Here is a 21212-nt window from a genome sequence, read left to right as displayed (position 1 = left end):
AACTACTAAAACTTATTGACTGGCGGACGATTGTTATTTACGATCGTCCGTCTTTCATAAATTTCAACAGCACTCTCTCATCATTGTGTAACCCATCTTTAGGAACCTTTTCCCGGCCGGCTTTCAAGGCATCCAGATACGGACGAAGCTTACATTGTTCATAAGCTTCTGCAAGACGTGGATGGATGTAATATTTCTTACACACGGCCCTGGTATTCCCCAGTTTTCCCGCTACACTATCGATAATACTCACCAGGTTTTGTTTGCACTCATGTTGCGACTCAAAAGGCGTCAGATCTGCCAGGAGGTTTAATGCATGCAGGGTACCTGACCAGGTACGAAAATCCTTGCAGGTAAAGTCTTCTCCTGTCCAGAGCTTCAGGTATTCGTTAATATCGCCGGAGTCGAGGGATTTATGTTCTCCTGCTTCATAGTATTGAAACAATTCCTGGCCGGGAATATCTCTTACTTTCTGCAGCAATCTGGCAAGTTGGCGATGCTTAAGTGTGATCTGATGCATTACACCTTTTTTGCCTTTAAACTTGAAGAAAGCCGTTCCGCCACTTATTTTCACATGTTGATCACGCAATGTGGTCAGGCCATAGGAGCCATACAATTTTTCATAAGCTACATTGCCTACACGGATCAGTGTTTCCTGCATAACACTGAGGGCAATGGCGATCACTTTTCCCTTGTCGAGTGTTTTCTTTTTCAGTGCCTCATCCATATGGTGGCGCAATTGCGGTAGTTTCTCCCCAAAATGTAGCAGGCGGTCGTACTTGGTTTCGTTGCGCACCTTAGCCCAGGTAGAATGATAGCGGTATTGTCTTCTGCCCATGGCATCGATGCCAGTAGCCTGCAAGTGACCATTCGGATAAGGAGAGATCCATACTTCCTGCCAGGCGGGTGGAATTACTAATCCCCTGATGCGATGCAATATATCATCATCAGTAATTTTCGCACCATACTGATCCTGGTAGTAAAAACCACTTCTTGTTTTTACACGGGAATAACCGGCGGTACCAGATCTTACATATCTCAATTTCACTGCTTTTGCGGTAGCCATTGCTTCTGCTACTACATCCATAATTTAACCTTTTAAAAAGGCTCCATACATTTTACAATGCAGGAGCCTGAGGGTTTTCAATGATTAGTAAGAAAAACTATTCTGCTGCAGCTTCTTCATTGATAGAAGATTCTGCTATTTGTGTGAGCAGACTGTCTGCTTCTTTTTCTTCGCCCAGTGTCTGCTCCAGCACAGATGCTACATCATCATGTCCCATGATATGTGCGAGTGTACGCAGGCTACCATAAGCTGAGATTTCGTAGTGTTCAATTTTCTGGGAACAGATGATGATACCTGCATCTCTTACTGCTGTATCTTCTTCTGTATCTTCTACTACTTCCTGACCTTCTGCGATCAGGCCTTCCATGGCTTCGCATTTCTTGGCTCTTGGTGCTTGTCCGAGCATTTCGAATACCTGTTCCAGTCTTTCGACATGTCCTTTAGTTTGCTCCTGGTGATCAATAATAGCATTGATCAGTTCCTGGGAAGTGGCTGCTTTAGCCATTTTGCCCAGTGCCTTTACAAGATTTTTTTCAGCCCAATAAATATCTTTCAGCTCATCCATGAAGAGCTTATGGAATTTTGATTCAGGCATGGCGCTTTTTGATGCTGCCTTTTTTTTGGTAGTCGTTGCCATAACTTTTTAGAGTTTTATGCTTTAGGATTAGGTGGAGTACGATGTGTGTCATGATCAGGCACCTCGTTCGGAACCGGATTTCTTTCTGGCCCCTGGGGTGATGGCGGAGGTGTGATCTCCGGACCAGGAGCGGGGTTTGGGTTCGTTGGAGGTGTTTGTATGGGTTGTTTTTCAGGTACGCCTCCAGGAGGCAGATCACCTGCGAATATTGTATCGTGTATCATGATGATCAGTTTTTACAGAAATAAAAACAAAGTTCATTCCCGGTGCCAGATTTTGATGCATAAAACTCAATACTGATTTACCCATAATCCTTCACCACAAATAGTTTCATAGGCATATCACCAACGTTCACAGCTATATTTTTTCATACAGCAGCCACGGCTGCACATGGTGTAGACAAGTGATTTCATATTGTAGAATTTGTTTCCGCTTCGTAACCCGGAACTTTTTAGTACATTCGAATGCTGTCGAATAAACTACTATGCATATCCCGGTTCAGAAAAAGCTACGAGCAGGATTTTTTATAGCTGCTACTGTAATGATCATTGCTTCTGTTTGCTCTTATATTGTTACTAAGAACCTGCTTGATAATGCTAGATGGATGAACCACACCATTGAAGTATCCAAAAGGCTGGAAGTAATCACCAAGCAGGTAAAAGATGCGGAAGCTGCAATCCGCGGTTTTAGCATCACCAGGGACACTGCCTTCCTGCGTCCCAGTATGCAGGAACGTAGCATCAAGATTGAAGAAGAATACCTGCATCTGCGCCAGGTGACAAAAGGTTCGCCGCAACAACAGCTACACCTTGATACCCTGAAACAACTCCTGGATAATAAATACAAACAACTCGCCGCCGGCGAAACCAAATGGCGTTCTTTCCGGAAAGACACTTCCTCTGTACAGGAAGGTGAAAAATCAATGGATAAGATAGACCGGAAAGTACAGGATATGATGAAGATCGAAGAACAACACCTGCCCGAAAAATCAGAGATGCAGCGATTCTATTCTATGATATGGGTGCCTGCTATATTTATTTCTTCACTCATTGCCATCTTCATAGGTATCTATTCCTATTTGACCCTTACACGGGAATATCGCTTGCAATTACACATTGAATCAAGATTAAAATCTTACCAGCGGGACCTGCAACAAAACATCAGTCTGTTAAATAAATCCAACGAAGAACTGGAACAATTCGCCTATGTAGCCAGTCATGACCTGCAGGAACCTTTGCGCAAGATCTCTACCTTCAGCGACCGGTTGCAAATGAAATACGGCTCTCAACTCCCCACTGAAGCCAATGAGCTATTGGAACGAATGGGAGGCGCTGTGGCCCGGATGCGGGTATTGATCAATGACCTGCTGCTTTTTTCAAGAGCAGGCCGCATTACCCCTGAGAATATTGTAAAAACAGACCTGAATACCCTGCTTCAACAGGTAAGCAGTGACCTGGAAGAAAGCCTCCAGGAAAAGAAAGGGACTATTCATTCAGAAGTGCTGCCTGCAATAGAAGGCAACCCCACCTCTTTGCAACAGCTTATTCAGAACATTCTGACAAATGCAATTAAGTTCGCCAGCCCAGAGCGGCAACTGGCAATCAATATCCGTTATCAGCTCCTAAAAGGTGCTGCACTGGACGTCCCCATAAGAGAAAATCAACTGGAAGATACCTTCTGCCGCCTTTCATTTGAAGATAATGGTATAGGATTTGAACCGGCCTATGCCGAGCGCATCTTTTTGCTTTTTCAGCGGTTACATGGCATGAGCGAATACTCAGGGACTGGTATTGGCCTGGCTATCTGTAAAAAAATCACAGACAGTCATCATGGTTACATCAAAGCTTATGGAGAAGCAGGCAAGGGCGCCAGGTTTATAGTTATATTACCACTTACCCAAACCCATCAGGATGAGCAGTATTAAGCCTGCCGGAAAAATTAGCATCCTTATTGCTGATGATGATGCAGACGACCGGGAACTGATCAAGGCCGCTTTTGAAGAAAACAGTACAGATCATCAGATTAGCTTCGTGGAAAACGGGGAAGAGCTGTTGCTCTACCTGAAGCGGAGTGGGCGGTATGCGGATGAAACGCTACACCCACTTCCACACATCATACTGCTGGACCTCAATATGCCCAAGAAGGATGGTCGTGAGGCATTAAAAGAGGTAAAGGCTGATCCCTTATTAAAATGTATACCTGTTATCATTCTTACTACCTCCATGGAAGAAAAGGATATTGCTAAGAGCTACGAGCTGGGTGTAAATAGTTATATCATCAAACCGGTAACTTTTTCAGGTCTCGTAGAATTTACCAGTATATTAAGTAAATATTGGTTCGAAATTGCAGAACTGCCAAACATTTAAGAATGACTGATCAACCTGTTCACATATTGATGATCGATGATGACGAAGATGACTTTTATCTGGTAAGCCAGTTATTGCAGGACATCTCTCCGGGTCAGTACGATCTGGCCTGGGCACCTACTTACTCAAAAGCAGTAGAGGAAGTAGAGCGGAAAAAGCATGATATCTACCTCGTAGATTATCGCCTGGGACCATATACAGGTATCGACATCCTCCATCACTTCCAACAGCTGCAATACAAGGCACCTGTGATTATGCTCACGGGTAAAGGGGATTACAGTATAGATAAGGAGGCGATGCAGGCAGGTGCCTCTGACTACCTCGTAAAAGGAGAAATCAGTGCTGACCTCCTGGAACGCTCCATCCGCTATGCCCTGGATGAGGCCCGCCACCTGCGCACCATCGAGGAAAAAGAAAAAAAATACTTTAGTGTGTTTGAAAAAGCACACGACCTCATCATACTCGCAGATTGTGACAAGAACGTCATCGATGCAAACCCCGCAGCCATCAGGACCCTGCTGTATAGCAAGGAAGAATTCCTGCAGATGAATTTGAAAAAACTATTTTTCCAGGAAGAACAAAGCCGCCACTTCTTCGACCAAATCTGTGGAGAAGACAGTAGTCTGCAAACAGAGTATAACTTCGTGACCAAGGAAGGTAAAAAACTGGATGTAATGGTCAGCGCAGTGATGCTGGACGAAGCAGAACAGATCTTCCTCTGTATTGCACAGGATATCACCGAGCGAAAAAGAGAAGAACTTGAAAAGCAGCAGCAACAGAAGTTCATCGTCACCGGCCGTATTGCCCGCGTGATTGCTCATGAGGTAAGAAATCCGCTCACCAATATCCTGCTTGCCGTAAGCCAGTTCAAAGGTGAACCGGTGAGTGTGGAAGAAAGCCAGGTATATGTAGATATCATTGAGCGCAACTGTACCCGCATCAATCAGCTTATTACCGAACTGCTCAGTTCTACCCGTATGATAGAGCTGAACATCCATGCACATGGTGCAAATGAACTAACAGAAAAAGCATTGCTGCTGGCGAAAGACAGGTTGCAACTGAATGAAATAAAAGTCAATAAGGAATACATTTACCCCGACATCATGGTTCCTGCTGATGAAGAAAAAGTAATCATTGCATTACTCAACATCATCATTAATGCTATTGAGGCGATGACACCAGGTAAGGGCGTACTCACAATTAATACAGAGCGCCTGAAAGACAAGGCGATTATCATGATCAGTGATAATGGTCCAGGCATACCTGAAGAGACGAAAATGAGGCTGTTTGACCCCTTCTTTACTAACAAACCGAAAGGTACCGGCCTGGGGTTAACAAGTACACAAAATATTATAATGAACCATAAAGGAACCGTACATGTAGAAAGTGAGATTGATAAAGGCAGTGTATTTACGGTCGTTTTGCCCGCTAACTAATCACATAAAAAGGCCGGAGACTTTATAGTGATCCGGCCTTATTTTTTTTCTTCCACGTCTATCTTTTCATCTGCATTTTCGATTGCCTCTTCTACAGAGTGTGACTCTTTCATCGACATCTTCTTCTTCGTTTCCTCCGCCAGCTTACAATAATATTTATGCAGGGTATCCAGTTCTTCTTCTGATAAATCTTCGACCACAATAAGGCGATTACTCGCCATTTTATTGGCTGCAATTAATTCATTCAGTTTTAACTGTAATGATTTGGAATCTTTATTCTGTGACTTTTGTATTACGAACACCATTAGAAATGTGATGATAGTAGTACCCGTATTGATGACCAGCTGCCATGTATCGGAATAATGAAATACCGGTCCCGTAATTCCCCAGATAACTATTGCTAACAGGGCCAGGAAGAACGCTCCCGGCGAACCTGTGATATGACTGACTTTGCTTGAAAATTTCTCAAAAAAATCTCCATTCCCTTGTTGCGCTTTCATGATGTTGTATTTGTACTTTAGTAAGGCAAATAATATACCTGTTGAAAAAACAAAAAAGGGGCGCTATAAAGCGCCCCACAATAAACTATAAACAAACACTATATTGATCAATAATTTATATTCAGTAACCGGAGCTTGTTGTACAGGGTTTTCCTGTCAATATTCAACAGCTGCGCGGCCTTCGTTTTATTGTATTTTACCTCTTTGAGTACATTGATGATCTTATTGTATTCAGCCTGCAATGCGACTGTTTTCAGATCATTTTCGTTGGTAATAGAAATCAGTTCACCTGACATATTCACCTGATGATCTTCTTCATAAGATGGTTGTTGGGAGAATGATTCTTTCATTTCCAGCGGCAATGTAGACAGCGTGATATCTTCATGTTCCGGTGTTAACAGGCAGGCGCGGCGAATCACGTTTTTCAGTTCGCGGATATTACCTGGCCAGTTGTAACGGTTGAAGCAATCCCATACTTCATGAGTAATCTTACCACAGTTCTTTTGCAGTTCTCTTTCTACCTGACGCATGAAAGCATCTACAAATAAAGACAGATCTTCTACTCTCTCACGCAATGGCGGAATATAAATGGTGAACTCATTGAAGCGATGGAAAAGGTCTTCACGGAAACGGCCTTTCTGTACAGATTCAGACAGCTTCTCGTTGCTCGCTACGATGATGCGCACATCAATCGGAATTTCCTTCAGGTTACCTACACGACGGATCACTTTTTCCTGGATCACACGCAGCAGGGCTACCTGTATATCGTAAGAAAGATTTGCCACTTCATCAAGGAAGAGCGTACCGCCATGTGCCTGTTCAAAGGCGCCGATCTTGGTATTGATCGCACCGGTGAAAGCTCCTTTTTCGTGGCCGAACAATTCACTTGCAGCCAGTTCTTTCGAAAGGCTTCCGCAGTCCAGTGCTACAAAAGGTTGGGAATGACGTTTACTATGGTGGTGAATGAGGTGGGCAACAGATTCTTTACCCGTACCTGTTTCACCAAATATGATAGTACTATAATCGGTAGGTGCTACGAGCTTAATCTGACGGATTAGTTCGCGTGCACCAGCACTTTCTCCATATACATATTTATTACTCTTATCGAGCATCTCGCCATTTTGTACATCTGCAAGCGCAGCAGCGGCAGGTCTTTCTCCTACACTGCCATTGTAAGTTCTGGCAGGCATAGAATTTTCCCTTTCGCGTTCGGAATCCATGTGCGCGAAGGCTTTATGTACAAGGTTGAGGATTTCGTCCGGATACAATGGTTTTGATAAGTAATCATAAGCACCATTCTTCACCATATCTACTGCGACCCTTACATCGGTATAACCGGTGATGATGATCACGATTGTACGGGGATTGATTTGCAATATGTCCTGTAATAACTGAGCACCATCTGTATCCTTTAAACGATAGTCACACAACACCAGATCAAATGCTTTCTCCTTCATCATTTTCAGCGCAGTGGCACCGCTCATAGTAGTATCTACTTTGAAACCGTGTTTGCCCAGAAACTTACTAAGCAGTGTACAAATATTGATCTCATCGTCTATAATCAGAATATTTCTCATAAAAGTTATATGTGGTGTTAGAACAACAGCTTTTTTAAATTTACTAATTAATACCTTTCATTGCTACGCATTATCTGCTTAACACGTTAAGCATCAGCTCATCCAGGCTTTTTACATTGAATGGCTTGGCGAGGAAGTAACTGGCGCCGGCCTTGAGTGCTTTCTGTTTTTCCATACCATTATCATAAGCGCTAATGGTAACGACTGGCAGGGCTGGACATTTTTTCTTAATACCAGGTAATGCTTCCAATCCCGACCCATCTGGCAGATGGATATCCAGGAAGAGCAAATCCGGTTGTTGCTGCTGCAAATACTGCGTTCCCTCTGTGAGTGAATGCACATATTTTACATTATATCCATGTTTAACAAGACTCAACTGTAATAGTTTACAGATATCCGGTTCATCGTCAATAATCAGAATAAATGACTTGTTCATCCCCTCGTGCGTATATACTGTGTCGGATGTGGGTCCCACATCCGGTTTAATATGCTGTACCATGCTTACACTTGTTCCATTAATAAATTGATTATCAAAAAAATAGGAGGATCCTTTGGCTTCAACTCGCACTTCACCTATTTCCCGCTCCTTTTTCAGTATAGTAGTTCCAAATATCAATCCATTATGCCTGTGGCAGCTTCTGCAAGATATTCTATACAAATGTGTGGAATTATTTCCACAATTCATGATCCCTGTTACCCCAATTCCCGGGGCAGAAGTGTGGAATCAAGGGTTGGACCCCGTGGTATGGTAATTGAAACCGTTATCTATGAAGCATAACATTTTTTTCATTCATAGCTGTTGTTTTAGTTTATTGTCCTGGGTGCGAACCCGGGACAATCTTTTTTATGCCTATTCCTATAGCATATCATTAGTACGATAAGGGTACTAACAGGGCACCAAAAGGGCACCTCATTATCCCGGCGATAATGAGGTGCCCTTTTGGTGTCCTTATAATGACCTGTTTATGATATAGCTTGGTTATAGTCAACCAGGCTTTTTAGGCGATCGACTATTTTTTTTCATTAACATGGCGTTCACAATATTCTGAGATCAAGACGCTACATTTGACTCAGACGACGAAAAGCTAATTCAGACGCTGCCTGTGAGCAGGCTCATCATCATTTAATTATACATTTTATTAACAGGTTCTTGAGGCGACTGCCTGGCTAAAATAATAGCCAGGCTAGCGCTATCAGTTATTCTGTGAAAACCGCTATTCTTTATTCATCTAAAACCTCAATCTTCACATGCGCACGCTTGCTTGTAGTATTACAGTCAACGGGGTCAGCAGGAAAATATCCCTGCGTAAAAAAGCCAAAGAGAAAAAATATCTTGTAGTTATGAAAGGAGAAGTGCTGGAATACACCTTTGACAAAGACAATATACTTTCTCAGTCGGCGGGTCCGGCTATTACTGAGGCCGGTCTTTCTGAACATATTGAATGGATGATCCGGAACTATTTCGGCCCCGAGCCTTCCGCTCAATAGCGTTTGAATAACTTACCGTACTTTTGCCCCGCAATGCAAAATGTATACGAAAATATCCTCTCTGCGCTCCAGATCGATGCGCTAAATGAGATGCAAGAGGCATCTATCAAGGCAAATCAGGAAGCAGACAATGTCATCCTGCTCTCAGACACCGGCTCTGGTAAGACCCTGGGCTTCTTAATACCTATACTGGAATCACTGGACAAAACAGTATCCGGTACCCAGGCCCTGATCGTCGTGCCTTCCAGAGAACTGGCCCTTCAGATCGAAAATGTGTGGAAAAATATGCGTACAGGTGTAAAAATCACCTGCTGCTATGGTGGCCATAAGAGAGAGACGGAAGAAAATAACCTCCAGGAAGCACCTGCCCTCATAGTTGGTACCCCTGGCAGACTGGGAGACCACATCCGTAGGGAGAATATCAAACCTGAGACTATCAAAATGCTGGTACTGGACGAGTTTGACAAGTCGCTGGAACTGGGTTTTGTAGATGAACTGGAATTCATCCTCACCGGACTCACCGGACTGAAAAAGCGCCTGCTCACCTCTGCTACCGACACTGTAGAAATACCTGAATTTGTAAACATGGAAAATCCGGTAACGCTGGATTTCCTGAGTGGAGAACCCGCTCCTGCCCTGGCTATTCAGTACCTGGAGAGCCCTGAAAAAGATAAACTCGACACCCTGTTCGAGCTTGTCTGCAAACTGGGTAACCGCTCTACCATCATCTTCTGTAACCACCGTGATGCTGTAGAACGTACCAACTCCCTGCTCAAGGATAAAGGTCTGGTAAGCGTATTCTACCATGGCGCCATGGAGCAGCACGAAAGAGAAGCGGCGCTCGCCAAATTCAGAAATGGCTCCTCCAACCTCCTCGTCACTACCGACCTGGCAGCAAGAGGATTGGATATTCCTAACATCCGTTACATCATTCATTATCACCTGCCTACCACAGAAGCGATCTTTACCCACAGAAACGGTCGTACAGCCAGAATGGATGCCAGTGGCACCGCCATCCTGATCATCGGCCCTGATGAGCACCTGCCGGATTATATCTCCGAAGAGGTGACACTGATCTCTGTAGAAGGTGATTATGAAATTCCTGAAAAGCCAAAATGGACGACCTTTTTTATAGGCGCCGGCAAGAAGGACAAGGTGAATAAGATAGATATCGTAGGCTTCCTGAGCAACAGGGGTGAACTGAAGAAAGAAGATATCGGCTTAATTGAAGTGAAAGATTACTATTCTTTTGTAGCAGTACGAAAGAGCAAGGCCAGTCATGTACTGAACCTCATACAAAATCAAAAGATCAAGAATAAGAAAGTGAAAATAGCTATCGCTAAATAAAACCTTTTTCCAGCGCCAGAAATGCTTCCGCAGCATTCTGGTGCTGCCATAATATGGAAAATACCGCCTGTGCCACAGGCATATAGGCCCCCACCTGCTCATTCATTTCTTTCAGACACTTACTGGCATAGTACCCTTCGGCAATCATGTTCAGCTCCAGCTGTGCAGACTTCACGCTATATCCTTTACCAATCATATTGCCAAAGGTACGATTACGGCTATGGAGGCTATAGCAGGTCACCAACAGATCGCCCAGGTAGGCGCTGGCATTGTAGTTATGCTCTGTTACAGGTTCTGTATGGTCCTGACTATAAGTTTCCAGGAACTGCTGCATCTCTCTGAAGCAGTTGGTGATATATACACTGAGGAAGTTGTCTCCATAGTCCAGGCCATGGGCAATACCGGCACCCAATGCATAGATATTCTTTAATACAGCCGCCAATTGTACCCCAATCACGTCTTTGTTGACAATGGTCTGTAAATAACTATTTGTAAAAAGATCCGCCATTTGCTGAGCAGCATCTTCTTCCAGACCAGAGAAGGTAAGATAAGAAAGCTTTTCATTGGCAACCTCTTCTGCATGGCAGGGACCCGTGATAGTAAAGTATTGATCTAAAGGAAGATTGAAGATATCTTCCAGGTATTCGTTGATGAGTTGGTTAGCGCCAGGCACCAGACCTTTGATAGCGTTGATCACCTTTTTCCCTTGCAGGGCATCCGTCGGTAATTGCAAAAGCACTTCTTCCAGGAAGGCGGAAGGTACTGCCAGTACAAGTACATCGCTGGCCGCCACTACGGCTTCAAGGTCATTGCTCAACTGTATCAGATTGGTATCAAAGTATACAGATGTGAGATAATGTTTATTGTGGTGGCGTTGCTGCATGTAACGGATCGTCTCTTCACTTCTGATCCACCAGTTGATCTGTCTGCCATTGTCCGTTAATATTTTGGCCATGGCTGTAGCCCAGCTGCCGCTACCAATAATTCCTGCTTTCATCCCTGTATCTTTTTGGTCTGTACTCCAATATCCTGCAAAGTAAAGGAACTTCAATAAAAAAACGCTTTTGCAGGTGGCAAAAGCGTTTTTTATTCATTATTTCGTGAGGTAAATATTGGCGATTCCCTGTTTCTCATTGGGTTTATCACCGGCTACAATGGTGAGCTCCCCTCCTTTTGTGATCTCCTCCTGCGTAATCCAGTTTCGATCTATCTGCTTTCCATTTAGCAACACCTGTTGGATGTACACGTTCTTCTCTCCAAAATTCTTTACCTGTACATGGAATTTCTTTCCACCATTCCATTCCCACTCTACTGATTCGAACAAAGGCACATTCAGGTAATACACTGGTTCACCAATACAAGCCGGGAAAATACCTGCAGATACCAGTACAAACCAGCTGGACATTGTTCCTGCATCATCGTCCATCGTTCTTGCATAAGCCGCAGGCTGGTTCTTGTAAATCACATCGATTTCAGATCCGATGCCTCTGCTATTATCATTGAAGTAATGCTGGATCATAGTATCCACGGCAATCTTATGTACAAGTGCCTGTGACTTCCATGGCTGTGTAGTCATATTGTACTGGAAAGGGGCCTGCAGATCCGGCTGATTGGTATGGTTGTAATAATCATGACCAAAGAATTCATCCAGCTGTGCAATGTAATTTGCTTCGCCACCACATAACTCAATCAATCCCTTGATATCAAAAGGTACAAACCAGCGATACTGCCAGATAGTGCCCTGGTACAAACCTCTCGCCTGCATCTGATCTACATCGCGACGGGTCAGGTCCTGAAAATCTTTCGTCCAGTATTGTTTGTAATTAGCAGCCTGCTCACGATAGGAAGTTGCTTTCAGGGAGTTCTTCAACACATTGAAGATGCCTGACATCGCCCAGAGATCATAAGAAGATTCCAGCGCTTTATCCGGATGTGCAAAATCCAAATTCGCCGCTTCTTTTTCCAGTGAATCAGCGATGGTTTTAAAGTCTACTTTATAGCCTTTGCGATATGCATCCAGCAGCACCACTTCTGCATGTTCGGTACGAACCGTGATGCTTGGTTCATGCAGGGTCGCCATATCTTTTTTACCATGTGCATACAAGCCTGCAATAGAAGTCATCATATCCTGGTACTCACCTGGAAATGCGATAGACAACAAAGGTAATTGTGCACGATAGTTATCCCAGATTGCCCAGCCATTGTAAATCTTGCTGGTTGTCTTCTGCAAAGTACCATCAGTAGCTGCATAACTGCCATCTGGTTCTGATACTATATAAGGAGATTGAATAGAACGATAGAATAAAGAATAGAAGAGTTTCTCACGGGCAGCATCACCTTTCACTTTGATATGTCCCAGCATGGCATTCCAGTCTTTGTCACTGGCTGCTTTCAGGGTTTCAAAGTCTCCATTGTTGATCGATGCCTTTGCATAAGATTCGCCTACGGCCGAAAGCGCCACACGTACATTGAGCAACTTTGTGTCGTTACCCACGCGTGCGATCAACTGGTGATTGCCGGTAGAGTCCCAGGTTACTCGCTGTTCTGTTTCCAGGTAGTAGTAAATGCGATAGACGCCTGCGCTACAGGTAGTACGGGATTCAATCCATCCACTTACAGCATTGCCATTGATGGTATGCTGCTCAGCCACAAAGCGGCCTACGTGGGCAAAACCGAGATCAATGAACAACCCTTTTTTACCTGTCGGAAACTGGTACTGATGCAAGCCGGCATTTTTATAAACGGTAAATGAGGCACCGATACCATTTTTGAATGCCACAGCATAATACCCAGGCGATGCTTTTTCCGCAGCCTTAATCAGGTCTGCTTTTGCAGGAGCATCACCCAGGAAAGGGCGCACCAGCAGGTTACCACCACAACCCTGACAGCCTACGCCCTCCATACGGTTGTGGGTAAACCCCAGAAATTCTTTTGCGAGATACTCATACCCGGTGTGGGTAGATGGATAGGTTTCCGGACCTATGCTAAGCATACTAAAAGGATAGGATGCTGCGGGGGACATTTGCCCGTGGTCTCCGGATGAGCCAAGGAATACATTCACCTGACTGCTTTGCTGACCTGCTGCCGCCAACGGCAGGAGGCTTAAGAAATATATGACAAGCCTTTTCATACTTAAAAGGCCTAAATATATACTAGAACGCCCACATATACCAGTCCGTACTGTATAAGTGGGCGTCGTAACAAATGAATGTTACTTATTCAGCTGTTGCAGGGGCAGCTGTCGCTTTTTTGGCCTTAACAGCTTTTGCTGGCTTGGTTTTCTTTTTAGCGGTGATAGCCTTTTTCTTTGCTTTCTCAACACCTTTACTCAACAACTTTGCAGCCTTCTTGATTCTACTTTTGAACTTTGTGTCTCCCAGGTCTTTTTTTAAATCAATGAGCAGTAGATCTAACTTCTTCTCAATATCATGACGGGCATCTTTGCTGGTAGATTTACCAGCTTTGGGTGTTTTGGTACTTGACATAACCTCTTAAATATTTGCTTAATGTGATAACATAAAATTAATATTAAATTAACATTGGGCAATGTTAAGTTTTTCATGATATCATCACTTAATAATGAAGTTGTTTAGTCTTTTAATTTTTTACAAAAGAGGACTAAGATTGCGATCCATTGTAATGCTCTCCAGTTAGCCGCTTTTGTTTCAAATCTAATTATTAATGCTTTGAAGCTATCCATCCAGGCATTTGCTTGTTCGATCTTGTAGCGTCTTTTATATAATTGATCATCAAAGTATTGATATGACTCACTGGTTTGCTTGCTATTACGGGAATTGGTAGCGATATTAGCTTCCAATTCCTTTTCCATACAGTATTCTCTGAATTCTCCTCCATCAAATCCTGCATCTGCATTTAAGAACAATCCTTTCGTATTTATTGTAGCCTCTTCGAGGGTGGTTAGCATTTCTTCAAAAGTTGAAACAATATTATAAAGATCATTGTGATTGCCGGATTGTGGCTCGCTTACACTAAGTATCTGGCCTTGATTGTCACTCAAAAACAAACTATTACTCGTTTTGCATGATTTTCGACCCTGATAGCCTACTGCATAGCCTCCTCGCTTCGATGGTGTATGACTTCCATCTAATTGAATCGAAGACAAATCAAGGATTTGGCGATTTTCCTTTAAAAGATTTATCCAGATAAGTTTCCACGATCCATCGCTGCTCCATTTATTAAAGTAGTAATACACGCCTTGCCACGTAATTTCACCATTGGGGAAATATTCTTTAATACTTAATTCTCGCCACTGACAGCCCGTTTTTAACCGTTTTAATATCAAGCTTACTACTTTCACCAAATCCACTTTTGACTTATATCCTCGCTTTCCTATACTTAAATGCGGCAATATCCATTTTCTTATTATACCTTCGCTTATGATTCCCAGGGTAGTATCTTTTGGTTCGCAAAACAAAGATCAACTATTCCTGGGTTTCGTGTTTGTATAAAGACAATTCAATAAAGACTAAACAACTTCAATGTAAATGGGCATATCCAACAAGTGAATATGCCCAATGTTGTAGTTTCCGTCTAAAATATAATTAGATAACCTATGAGCCACCATCAATGATATTGACAGTTCCGCTGATAAGCTCAGATAATTTATATGTTATAACAAATATGCAAAGATCTGACCAGTATTTGTTAATAAAACAAAAACGCTTCTGCTCAAAGGGCAGAAGCGTTTTACGTAAAAAGAGTTATCGGTAGTTATTTATTTGTCGTTTCAAACAGGTCTTTCTTCTGTACCACCTTCACTTTCTTATCGTTTGCCAAATCTTTCGAAATAGCTGAATAAGGGGCAGTCACAACCGTATCTCCCAGTTTAATACCTGTCAGCACTTCAATATAACTATCATCCTGTACACCGGTTGTTACAGATACCTGCTTTACTGTCTTATCAGGTTTCAGCATGAAGACAATTTCGCTATTATCATTCCTGCTGGTACTATCCTTTTCTCTTGTCGTCACAGCATTGATAGGTACAGACAATACATGATTTTTACGCTGGGTCTGAATATCTACAGAAGCACTCATACCCGGGCGGAAAGGATAAGGCTTTTTACCAGAAATCAGATCCTGGTAACTTTCCTGCAGGATGCGAATATGTACTACATAATTCGTCACCTGGTCAGCAGAGGATGTGGTGGTAGCAGTACTGGTCGCAGCATTTTTGCTGGAACTGGCAATCTGGGTTACGATACCTTTGAACTTACGGTTATTATAGGCATCAACTTCTATGATAGCTGTATCATTATATTTTACACGGGGAATATCGTTCTCTCCCACATCTACCTGTACTTCCATGGTATTCAGATCTGCAATACGCATGATTTCAGTACCCGTCATCTGCGCGGTACCTACCACACGCTCGCCTTTCTTCATTGGCAGCAGGGATACGATACCATTCATGGGAGCAACGATCGTAGTTCTGTTCAGGTTGGTATTTGCTTCTGTCAAACTAGCGCGGGCACTGGCTACCGCAAAGCGGTTACTATTTACAGCCTCCACAGCAGCATTGTAATCTGCGAGGGCGGAGCGATAAGTACCTTCGGCAGTTTCAAACTCGCTGCGGGATACTACTTTCTGTGTCAACAGTTCTTTATTACGATCATAAGCCAGTTTGTTCTGATCCAGTTTGGCTTTGTATGCAGCCAGTGATGCAGCACTATTGGCTTGTTGCGCCTGCGCCTGACTCAGGGCAGCATTCGCTTTGTCCCTCATAGAGCCGTATACATCTGCATAGATCTTCACCAGCACCTGGCCTTTTCTAACGGAGTCTCCTTCTATGACCGGCAGGTCAACAATTTCACCGGATACATCGGAGCTTACCTTTACTTCAGTTTCTGGATAAATCTTGCCACTGGCCGACACTACTTCTATAATGTCTTTATAACCAGCTTGTTCTGTTGCAACTTTGATACCTTCAGATCTTCTGCTTGCCAGCAGGACCCAAATAATAATGACAAGTACAATAAGAGGTATGATCACTCTGTAAAGTGTCTTTCTTTTTTTCTTCATATGCCGGTGTATTTCAAAAGGAGTTGGACTTGCTACAGCGTTATTTTTTGGTCCCTGTAAAACTCCAGAAGCTTCATTTTAAATATATAGTCATACTGCGCGGATACCTTGTTGATCTGCGCATTGAACAATTTGCTTTGTGTAGTAATATAATCAATCGTATTCATTAAACCCAGATCAAATCGTTTAGTGGCAAAATCAAATGCCTTCTGGGATGCGTCTACTCCTCTGGATGCTGCATAGAACTTCTGCAAAGAGGTAACAGCATTTGCATGAGCAGTGTAGATATCCTGACGAAGTTTCTGGTTATCCTTTTCCATGGTCAGTTTCTGCGTTTCAATATTGAGTCTTGCCTTCTGCGCATTAGTGCGGTAGGTCCATCCATTTAAAATAGGAATGTTGAGAGACAAGCCAATCGTTTGCTTAAAGTTATTGCTAACCTGGGTACCCAATGGGATTGTAGTGTATTTCGTATTATAGGTGTATGACTTAGTCGTTACGTCATAAGTTGTTCCATTTACCGCTACCGTACCGACATTCACATCTTCAACAGATTTAATTGAGACAATTTCTCCATCCTTTGCACTGTTAGCATAGCTGCTATAAGCTTGTCCTGAAGCAGATAACGTCGGATACATCTGTGCTCTGTAAGCAGCATAGGATCTTTCATAAGATTTAACCAGCAGCTGATCGGCCTTTATCTGTGGGTTATTGGAAGTGGCGGCACTATACACCATCTCCGGATCTACTTCATCCAGTCTTGGTAGCGGAATTTCAGTAATATTATCCGGTATCTGTGGTACGTATGACTGATCAAAACTCAGATTCAACAGGGCCTTCATCTGTAAGGTAGATTGAATCACCTGGTTCTGGGCATTCACCAAGGTCACACTATCCGAAGCCAGCTGCGATTCAAGGTCTGCCTGATTACTTTCAGGTACGGACCCCGCTATTACCAGTTTCTTGGTATTCTCCAACTGATCTACGGTGAGTTTTACCTGTACTTCACTTATATGTACCTGCTCTGTATTCAGCAGGATCTGTAAAAATGAGGTGGCAATATTAAAGGCGACATCGTTCCTTGCTTTCTCCAGCAACTTATCCTGTGCCTGATATTGATATTTATTAGCGGCAATTGTATTCTGCTGGTAGAAGAAATTAAAGAGGTTAGCCCCTGCAGATAAAACTCCGCTATAAGAAGTAACAGCTGAAGTGATGAATGTGTTGGTATTTGGGTCAATATTACGACCGTTGGCATAGCTGCCATTCAACGATCCATTCAGCGTAGGAATCTGTGCCATCTTGCTTTGATGAAGCGTCAGTTCTGCCAGTCTTTTCTGCACGACCTGCTGCCTGATATCTATGTTATTAGCCAGGGCATAATCTACGGAACGCTGAAGGCTCCAGGTATCCTGTGCTTTAGTTGCTACAGTGTTAGCAAAGAATAAACAAATTGCCAGGATACATCCCGGGTACTTGGATAATTTCATGACATTCCAAAAATATACTAATTGTAATGATAACATAAACATTTTCTTTATAAAAGCCTGAAAAACGATCCCGTTACGGTACAAAAAACCGGCGTTCAAAGTCTGCAGCTGGCAAAACGGCTATTCTGCTGAATCAAAGAGACTTTAAACACCGGATTATTAAATTATTAACTCCCAATTATGCGATTTTCCCGTCGCGGATTTGTATAATTCGCTGACCGTAGGTTGCGTTTAACTCGGAGTGTGTAACCTGTATAATGGTGATCTTGTCTCTTTGGTTTAATTGTTTGAAGAGTTCCATGATTTCTTTGGCCTGATCAGAATGCAAATTACCGGTTGGTTCGTCCGCCAGTATTACCCTGGGTTCAGCTACAATGGCGCGGGCAATACCTACCAGTTGTTGCTGTCCTCCAGATAACTGGTTTGGGAAAAGATCCTTCTTCGCTACAATATTAAACCTGTCAAGTACGTCTGCTACACGGCTCTTCCTTTCTGCCGATGGAATATTTTTATATAAAAGTGGTGTTTCTATGTTTTCATAAACGGTCAATTCGTCTATCAGGTGATATGCCTGGAACACAAACCCGATGGATCCCCGGTGCAATTGGGTACGCTTCTTTTCATTCATCTTATGTACCGGTTCTCCTTCGAATAGGTATTCTCCCTGTGAAGGCTCTTCCAACAGTCCCAGGATATGCAGTAATGTAGACTTCCCTGAACCAGAAGGCCCCATAATGGATACAAACTCTCCTTCAAATATTGTGAGGTCAATATCTTTCAATATTTCATTTTTGCCAAATCCTACGGAATAATATTTTGAAATGTGCTTTAGCTGTATCATTATTTTAAACTGTTTTGATCGATTTTACGGGATTCATGAATGCTGTTCTGATCGTTTGTATACTGATAGTAAAAAATGCAATAATGAGTGCCGCCATTCCAACGAGGGCAAATAACCACCATTGAATCTGAATGCGGTAAGCAAAATGCTGTAACCAGGTACTCATTATATACCACGCCATGGGTGTGGCGATCATGATGGCTATAGCCACCAGTTTTAAAAATCCTCCTGACAGCAGGGCAACGATGCTGCCTACGGAAGCCCCCATTACTTTGCGGATACCAATCTCCTTGTTCCGCTGCCCTATTACCAGTACCGCTACTGCAAACAGGCCCATACATGAGATGAGAATAGCCAATATGGCGCTACAAACAATGATAGTAGCCAACCTGGCTTCTGCCTCGTACATACGGTTTACATTGTCATTCAGGAAGGAGCCTTTAAAGTCCCCTTGCGGCACAACCTCCTTCCAGCCCATTTCCACGGCAGCCATAGCGCCAGGCAGGTCTGTGGGTTTCACCTTCACAAATATAGCAGCTGCCTGTAATGATGGCGTTAGTTTCAATGCCAATGGTCCTATTCCCTGACGCAGAGATTTAAAGTTAAAATCTTTTATGATTCCGATGATCTGTATTTGTTGCCCGTCAAATTCGAAGTGCTCTCCAACTACATCTTTCCCTCCTCCCAATGCTGCCGCCAGTTTTTCATTTACAATAACCGTATTGGAGTCAGCACCAAACGACCTGGAGAAATCCCTTCCGGATACCAGTTGCAAGCCTAACGTTTGCAAATAATCATACTCCACGGGTACCCATACCGTCTTTGCATCATGCCCCTTGAAATTAAAACCAACTTTCCATGTAGATTCACCACCTGCCAACCCGGCCCCCAGATTCATGTAGGATGCCGTGCTGGAAATAACATGTGGATCTCCATTTAATTGCTGTTGCATGCGCGCAAGCACCTTCGTAGCATCTACATTGCCCGTCATAGGGATACTGATCACCTGCTCTGTATCAAAACCCATAGGCCGGGTACGGAGGTAATGCAGCTGTTGCCAGAGCACTGCGGTAGAACTAATGAGCAATACCGCTACTACAAATTGAACCACGATGAGTGTATTTCTCAGAAAACCACTTTTACCTAAACTCATCTTGCCTTTCAGCACTTCAATCAGGTTGGTGCGGGCTATTAACCAGGCAGGATAACCACCTGCCAGTATAGTTACAAAGAAGAAAGTAATAATGGTCCAGCTAATCAATCTTACATTTAGTAAAATAGAGAAGTCAAGATGATAGCTGAATAGACGATTGAAAGATGGCAGAACTAATAAGCCCAATGCAAGACTGGCCATAAAAGCAATGAAGCAAACGATCAGAGCTTCACACCAAAACTGCATGATGAGTTGTGTACGTACAGCGCCCAATGCTTTTCTCAAACCAATCTCCCCTGCCCTCGTAAAGGATCTGCCCATACTCAGGTTGATAAAATTGATGCTGGCAGTTGCTACAATCAACAGCGCCATGATCAGTAACATCCAGGGATAAAATGGGTTAATGTCTCCTCCCGTATTACCCTCTTCTCTGAAATGCATATCTGATAATAGAAAGGTATGCATCGTCAACATTTCCCCATCAGGACCAGGTGTTACACCATTCTCTTTCATGCTACTCAGCTTATTGTTCCTGTACTTATGTATCACTGCTTTCATTTGCTGTTCCAGCATAGCAGGTGTAGCATGAGGACGCAGTTGCGCAAATACCTGGTAGGATTGATTGTCCCAGGTATCAGGATCATCCAGCCCTGCAATTACATTCTGAAAACTGCAAAGCACTTCAAAACCGACGCTGCTGTTTCGTGGTACATCTGCCATCACACCGGCAATGGTAAATGGCTTCAGATGATTATTCATGTTGATCTGCACCAGCTTACCGATGGGTGATTCACCCTGGAACAACTTGTCTGCCGCCTTTTTCGTAATAAGGATCTGACTGGGTTTCTGCAATGCATTTTTGTCTCCTTCCAGCTGGGGAAAACTAAACATAGACAGGAAAGAAGGATCTACAAAAGTAACATGCAGGTCCAGGGATCTTTCTTTATAAGAAACTGCTTCATAGTCCCATCCAAAACGGGTAGCCGATTGTACAGCAGAACATTCTTTCTCAATGGCAGGGCCAAATGGAGCGGCCTGGCTACTGTTGTTCTGTATACTCCCATCCGCCATCCGTTCAGCAGTATAGATCTGTAAAACGCTGTTTTTATTTGTATGAAACTGATCGTAAGACCATTCAAAATAAGCCGCAATACCCAGGAGGAAAGCAACACAAAACGCCACCGTCATTCCCGTGATATTGATCACGGAAAAAACCTTCTGACGCATCAGGTTGCGCCATCCTATTTTTATATAGTTATAGAACATACC

At 43.3% G+C, this 21212-nt stretch carries 19 protein-coding genes; 5 read left to right on the top strand and 14 right to left on the bottom strand.

Annotation, left to right across the window (positions count from 1 at the left end; translation table 11 throughout):
• Window positions 1-37: 37 nt before the first annotated feature.
• The 3 genes from QQL36_RS09210 to QQL36_RS09200 form a co-directional block, all read right to left on the bottom strand.
• Window positions 38-1087, bottom strand: coding sequence for a DNA topoisomerase IB (locus QQL36_RS09210; RefSeq protein ID WP_321569577.1), 1050 nt, complete (start codon window positions 1085-1087; stop codon window positions 38-40).
• Window positions 1088-1163: 76 nt separating this feature from the next.
• Window positions 1164-1703 (bottom strand): ferritin-like domain-containing protein, encoded by a 540-nt coding sequence (locus tag QQL36_RS09205; RefSeq protein ID WP_083723257.1) that lies wholly within the window; start codon window positions 1701-1703, stop codon window positions 1164-1166.
• Window positions 1704-1717: 14 nt separating this feature from the next.
• Window positions 1718-1927 carry a hypothetical protein gene (locus tag QQL36_RS09200; protein ID WP_321569576.1) on the bottom strand — a complete coding sequence of 70 codons (210 nt, stop codon included), beginning with the start codon at window positions 1925-1927 and terminating at the stop codon, window positions 1718-1720.
• Between the two features lie 380 nt (window positions 1928-2307).
• On the opposite strand from QQL36_RS09200, the gene QQL36_RS09195 reads away from it, so the two are divergent.
• Genes QQL36_RS09195 through QQL36_RS09185 form a run of 3 tightly spaced genes read left to right on the top strand, consistent with a single transcriptional unit; the run spans window position 2308 to window position 5505 of the window.
• Entirely contained in the window at window positions 2308-3627 is a 1320-nt protein-coding gene (locus tag QQL36_RS09195; protein ID WP_321569575.1) for an ATP-binding protein, read from the top strand.
• Window positions 3614-4069, top strand: a complete 456-nt coding sequence (locus QQL36_RS09190) for a response regulator (RefSeq protein WP_083723260.1) — start codon at window positions 3614-3616, stop codon at window positions 4067-4069. Before QQL36_RS09195 ends, QQL36_RS09190 begins: the two co-directional genes overlap by 14 nt.
• A 2-nt stretch (window positions 4070-4071) precedes the next feature.
• Complete coding sequence (locus tag QQL36_RS09185) at window positions 4072-5505, top strand: hybrid sensor histidine kinase/response regulator (RefSeq protein WP_083723261.1); 1434 nt, start codon at window positions 4072-4074, stop codon at window positions 5503-5505.
• Window positions 5506-5543: 38 nt separating this feature from the next.
• Here QQL36_RS09185 and QQL36_RS09180 read toward each other — a convergent pair whose 3' ends face one another.
• The 3 genes from QQL36_RS09180 to QQL36_RS09170 form a co-directional block, all read right to left on the bottom strand.
• On the bottom strand, window positions 5544-6005 hold the full coding sequence (locus QQL36_RS09180) for a low affinity iron permease family protein (protein WP_083723262.1): 462 nt from the start codon (window positions 6003-6005) through the stop codon (window positions 5544-5546).
• Between the two features lie 107 nt (window positions 6006-6112).
• Entirely contained in the window at window positions 6113-7582 is a 1470-nt protein-coding gene (locus QQL36_RS09175; protein WP_083723263.1) for a sigma-54-dependent transcriptional regulator, read from the bottom strand.
• 70 nt (window positions 7583-7652) lie between these two features.
• Entirely contained in the window at window positions 7653-8081 is a 429-nt protein-coding gene (locus QQL36_RS09170; RefSeq protein WP_083723264.1) for a response regulator, read from the bottom strand.
• Between the two features lie 749 nt (window positions 8082-8830).
• On the opposite strand from QQL36_RS09170, the gene QQL36_RS09165 reads away from it, so the two are divergent.
• Together QQL36_RS09165 and QQL36_RS09160 are read left to right on the top strand one after the other, a co-directional pair.
• Entirely contained in the window at window positions 8831-9070 is a 240-nt protein-coding gene (locus QQL36_RS09165; protein ID WP_083723265.1) for a hypothetical protein, read from the top strand.
• A 33-nt stretch (window positions 9071-9103) separates the two neighbouring features.
• Window positions 9104-10417 carry a DEAD/DEAH box helicase gene (locus tag QQL36_RS09160; protein WP_083723266.1) on the top strand — a complete coding sequence of 438 codons (1314 nt, stop codon included), beginning with the start codon at window positions 9104-9106 and terminating at the stop codon, window positions 10415-10417.
• Here QQL36_RS09160 and QQL36_RS09155 read toward each other — a convergent pair.
• The 8 genes from QQL36_RS09155 to QQL36_RS09120 form a co-directional block, all read right to left on the bottom strand.
• Complete coding sequence (locus QQL36_RS09155; protein ID WP_321569574.1) at window positions 10410-11414, bottom strand: NAD(P)H-dependent glycerol-3-phosphate dehydrogenase; 1005 nt, start codon at window positions 11412-11414, stop codon at window positions 10410-10412. The two genes, QQL36_RS09160 and QQL36_RS09155, sit on opposite strands and share 8 nt — an antisense overlap.
• 96 nt (window positions 11415-11510) lie before the next feature.
• On the bottom strand, window positions 11511-13547 hold the full coding sequence (locus QQL36_RS09150; protein WP_321569573.1) for a glycoside hydrolase domain-containing protein: 2037 nt from the start codon (window positions 13545-13547) through the stop codon (window positions 11511-11513).
• 85 nt (window positions 13548-13632) lie between these two features.
• Window positions 13633-13902, bottom strand: coding sequence for a hypothetical protein (locus tag QQL36_RS09145; RefSeq protein WP_083723268.1), 270 nt, complete (start codon window positions 13900-13902; stop codon window positions 13633-13635).
• 104 nt (window positions 13903-14006) lie between these two features.
• Window positions 14007-14852, bottom strand: coding sequence for a transposase (locus QQL36_RS09140; protein ID WP_220388919.1), 846 nt, complete (start codon window positions 14850-14852; stop codon window positions 14007-14009).
• Between the two features lie 296 nt (window positions 14853-15148).
• The gene (locus QQL36_RS09135) at window positions 15149-16459 is read right to left on the bottom strand and encodes an efflux RND transporter periplasmic adaptor subunit (RefSeq protein ID WP_083723269.1); all 1311 of its coding nucleotides are present in this window, start codon (window positions 16457-16459) and stop codon (window positions 15149-15151) included.
• Between the two features lie 32 nt (window positions 16460-16491).
• Window positions 16492-17949, bottom strand: coding sequence for a TolC family protein (locus QQL36_RS09130; protein WP_321569572.1), 1458 nt, complete (start codon window positions 17947-17949; stop codon window positions 16492-16494).
• A 178-nt stretch (window positions 17950-18127) separates the two neighbouring features.
• Window positions 18128-18790 carry an ABC transporter ATP-binding protein gene (locus QQL36_RS09125; protein WP_083723271.1) on the bottom strand — a complete coding sequence of 221 codons (663 nt, stop codon included), beginning with the start codon at window positions 18788-18790 and terminating at the stop codon, window positions 18128-18130.
• Window positions 18791-18794: 4 nt separating this feature from the next.
• On the bottom strand, window positions 18795-21209 hold the full coding sequence (locus QQL36_RS09120; protein ID WP_321569571.1) for an ABC transporter permease: 2415 nt from the start codon (window positions 21207-21209) through the stop codon (window positions 18795-18797).
• Window positions 21210-21212: the final 3 nt, after the last annotated feature.

This window comes from Chitinophaga sp. LS1, from assembly GCF_034274695.1.
In the GTDB taxonomy this organism is placed as follows: Bacteria; Bacteroidota; Bacteroidia; order Chitinophagales; family Chitinophagaceae; genus Chitinophaga.
This window is presented reverse-complemented; position numbering and strand designations above follow the sequence as displayed.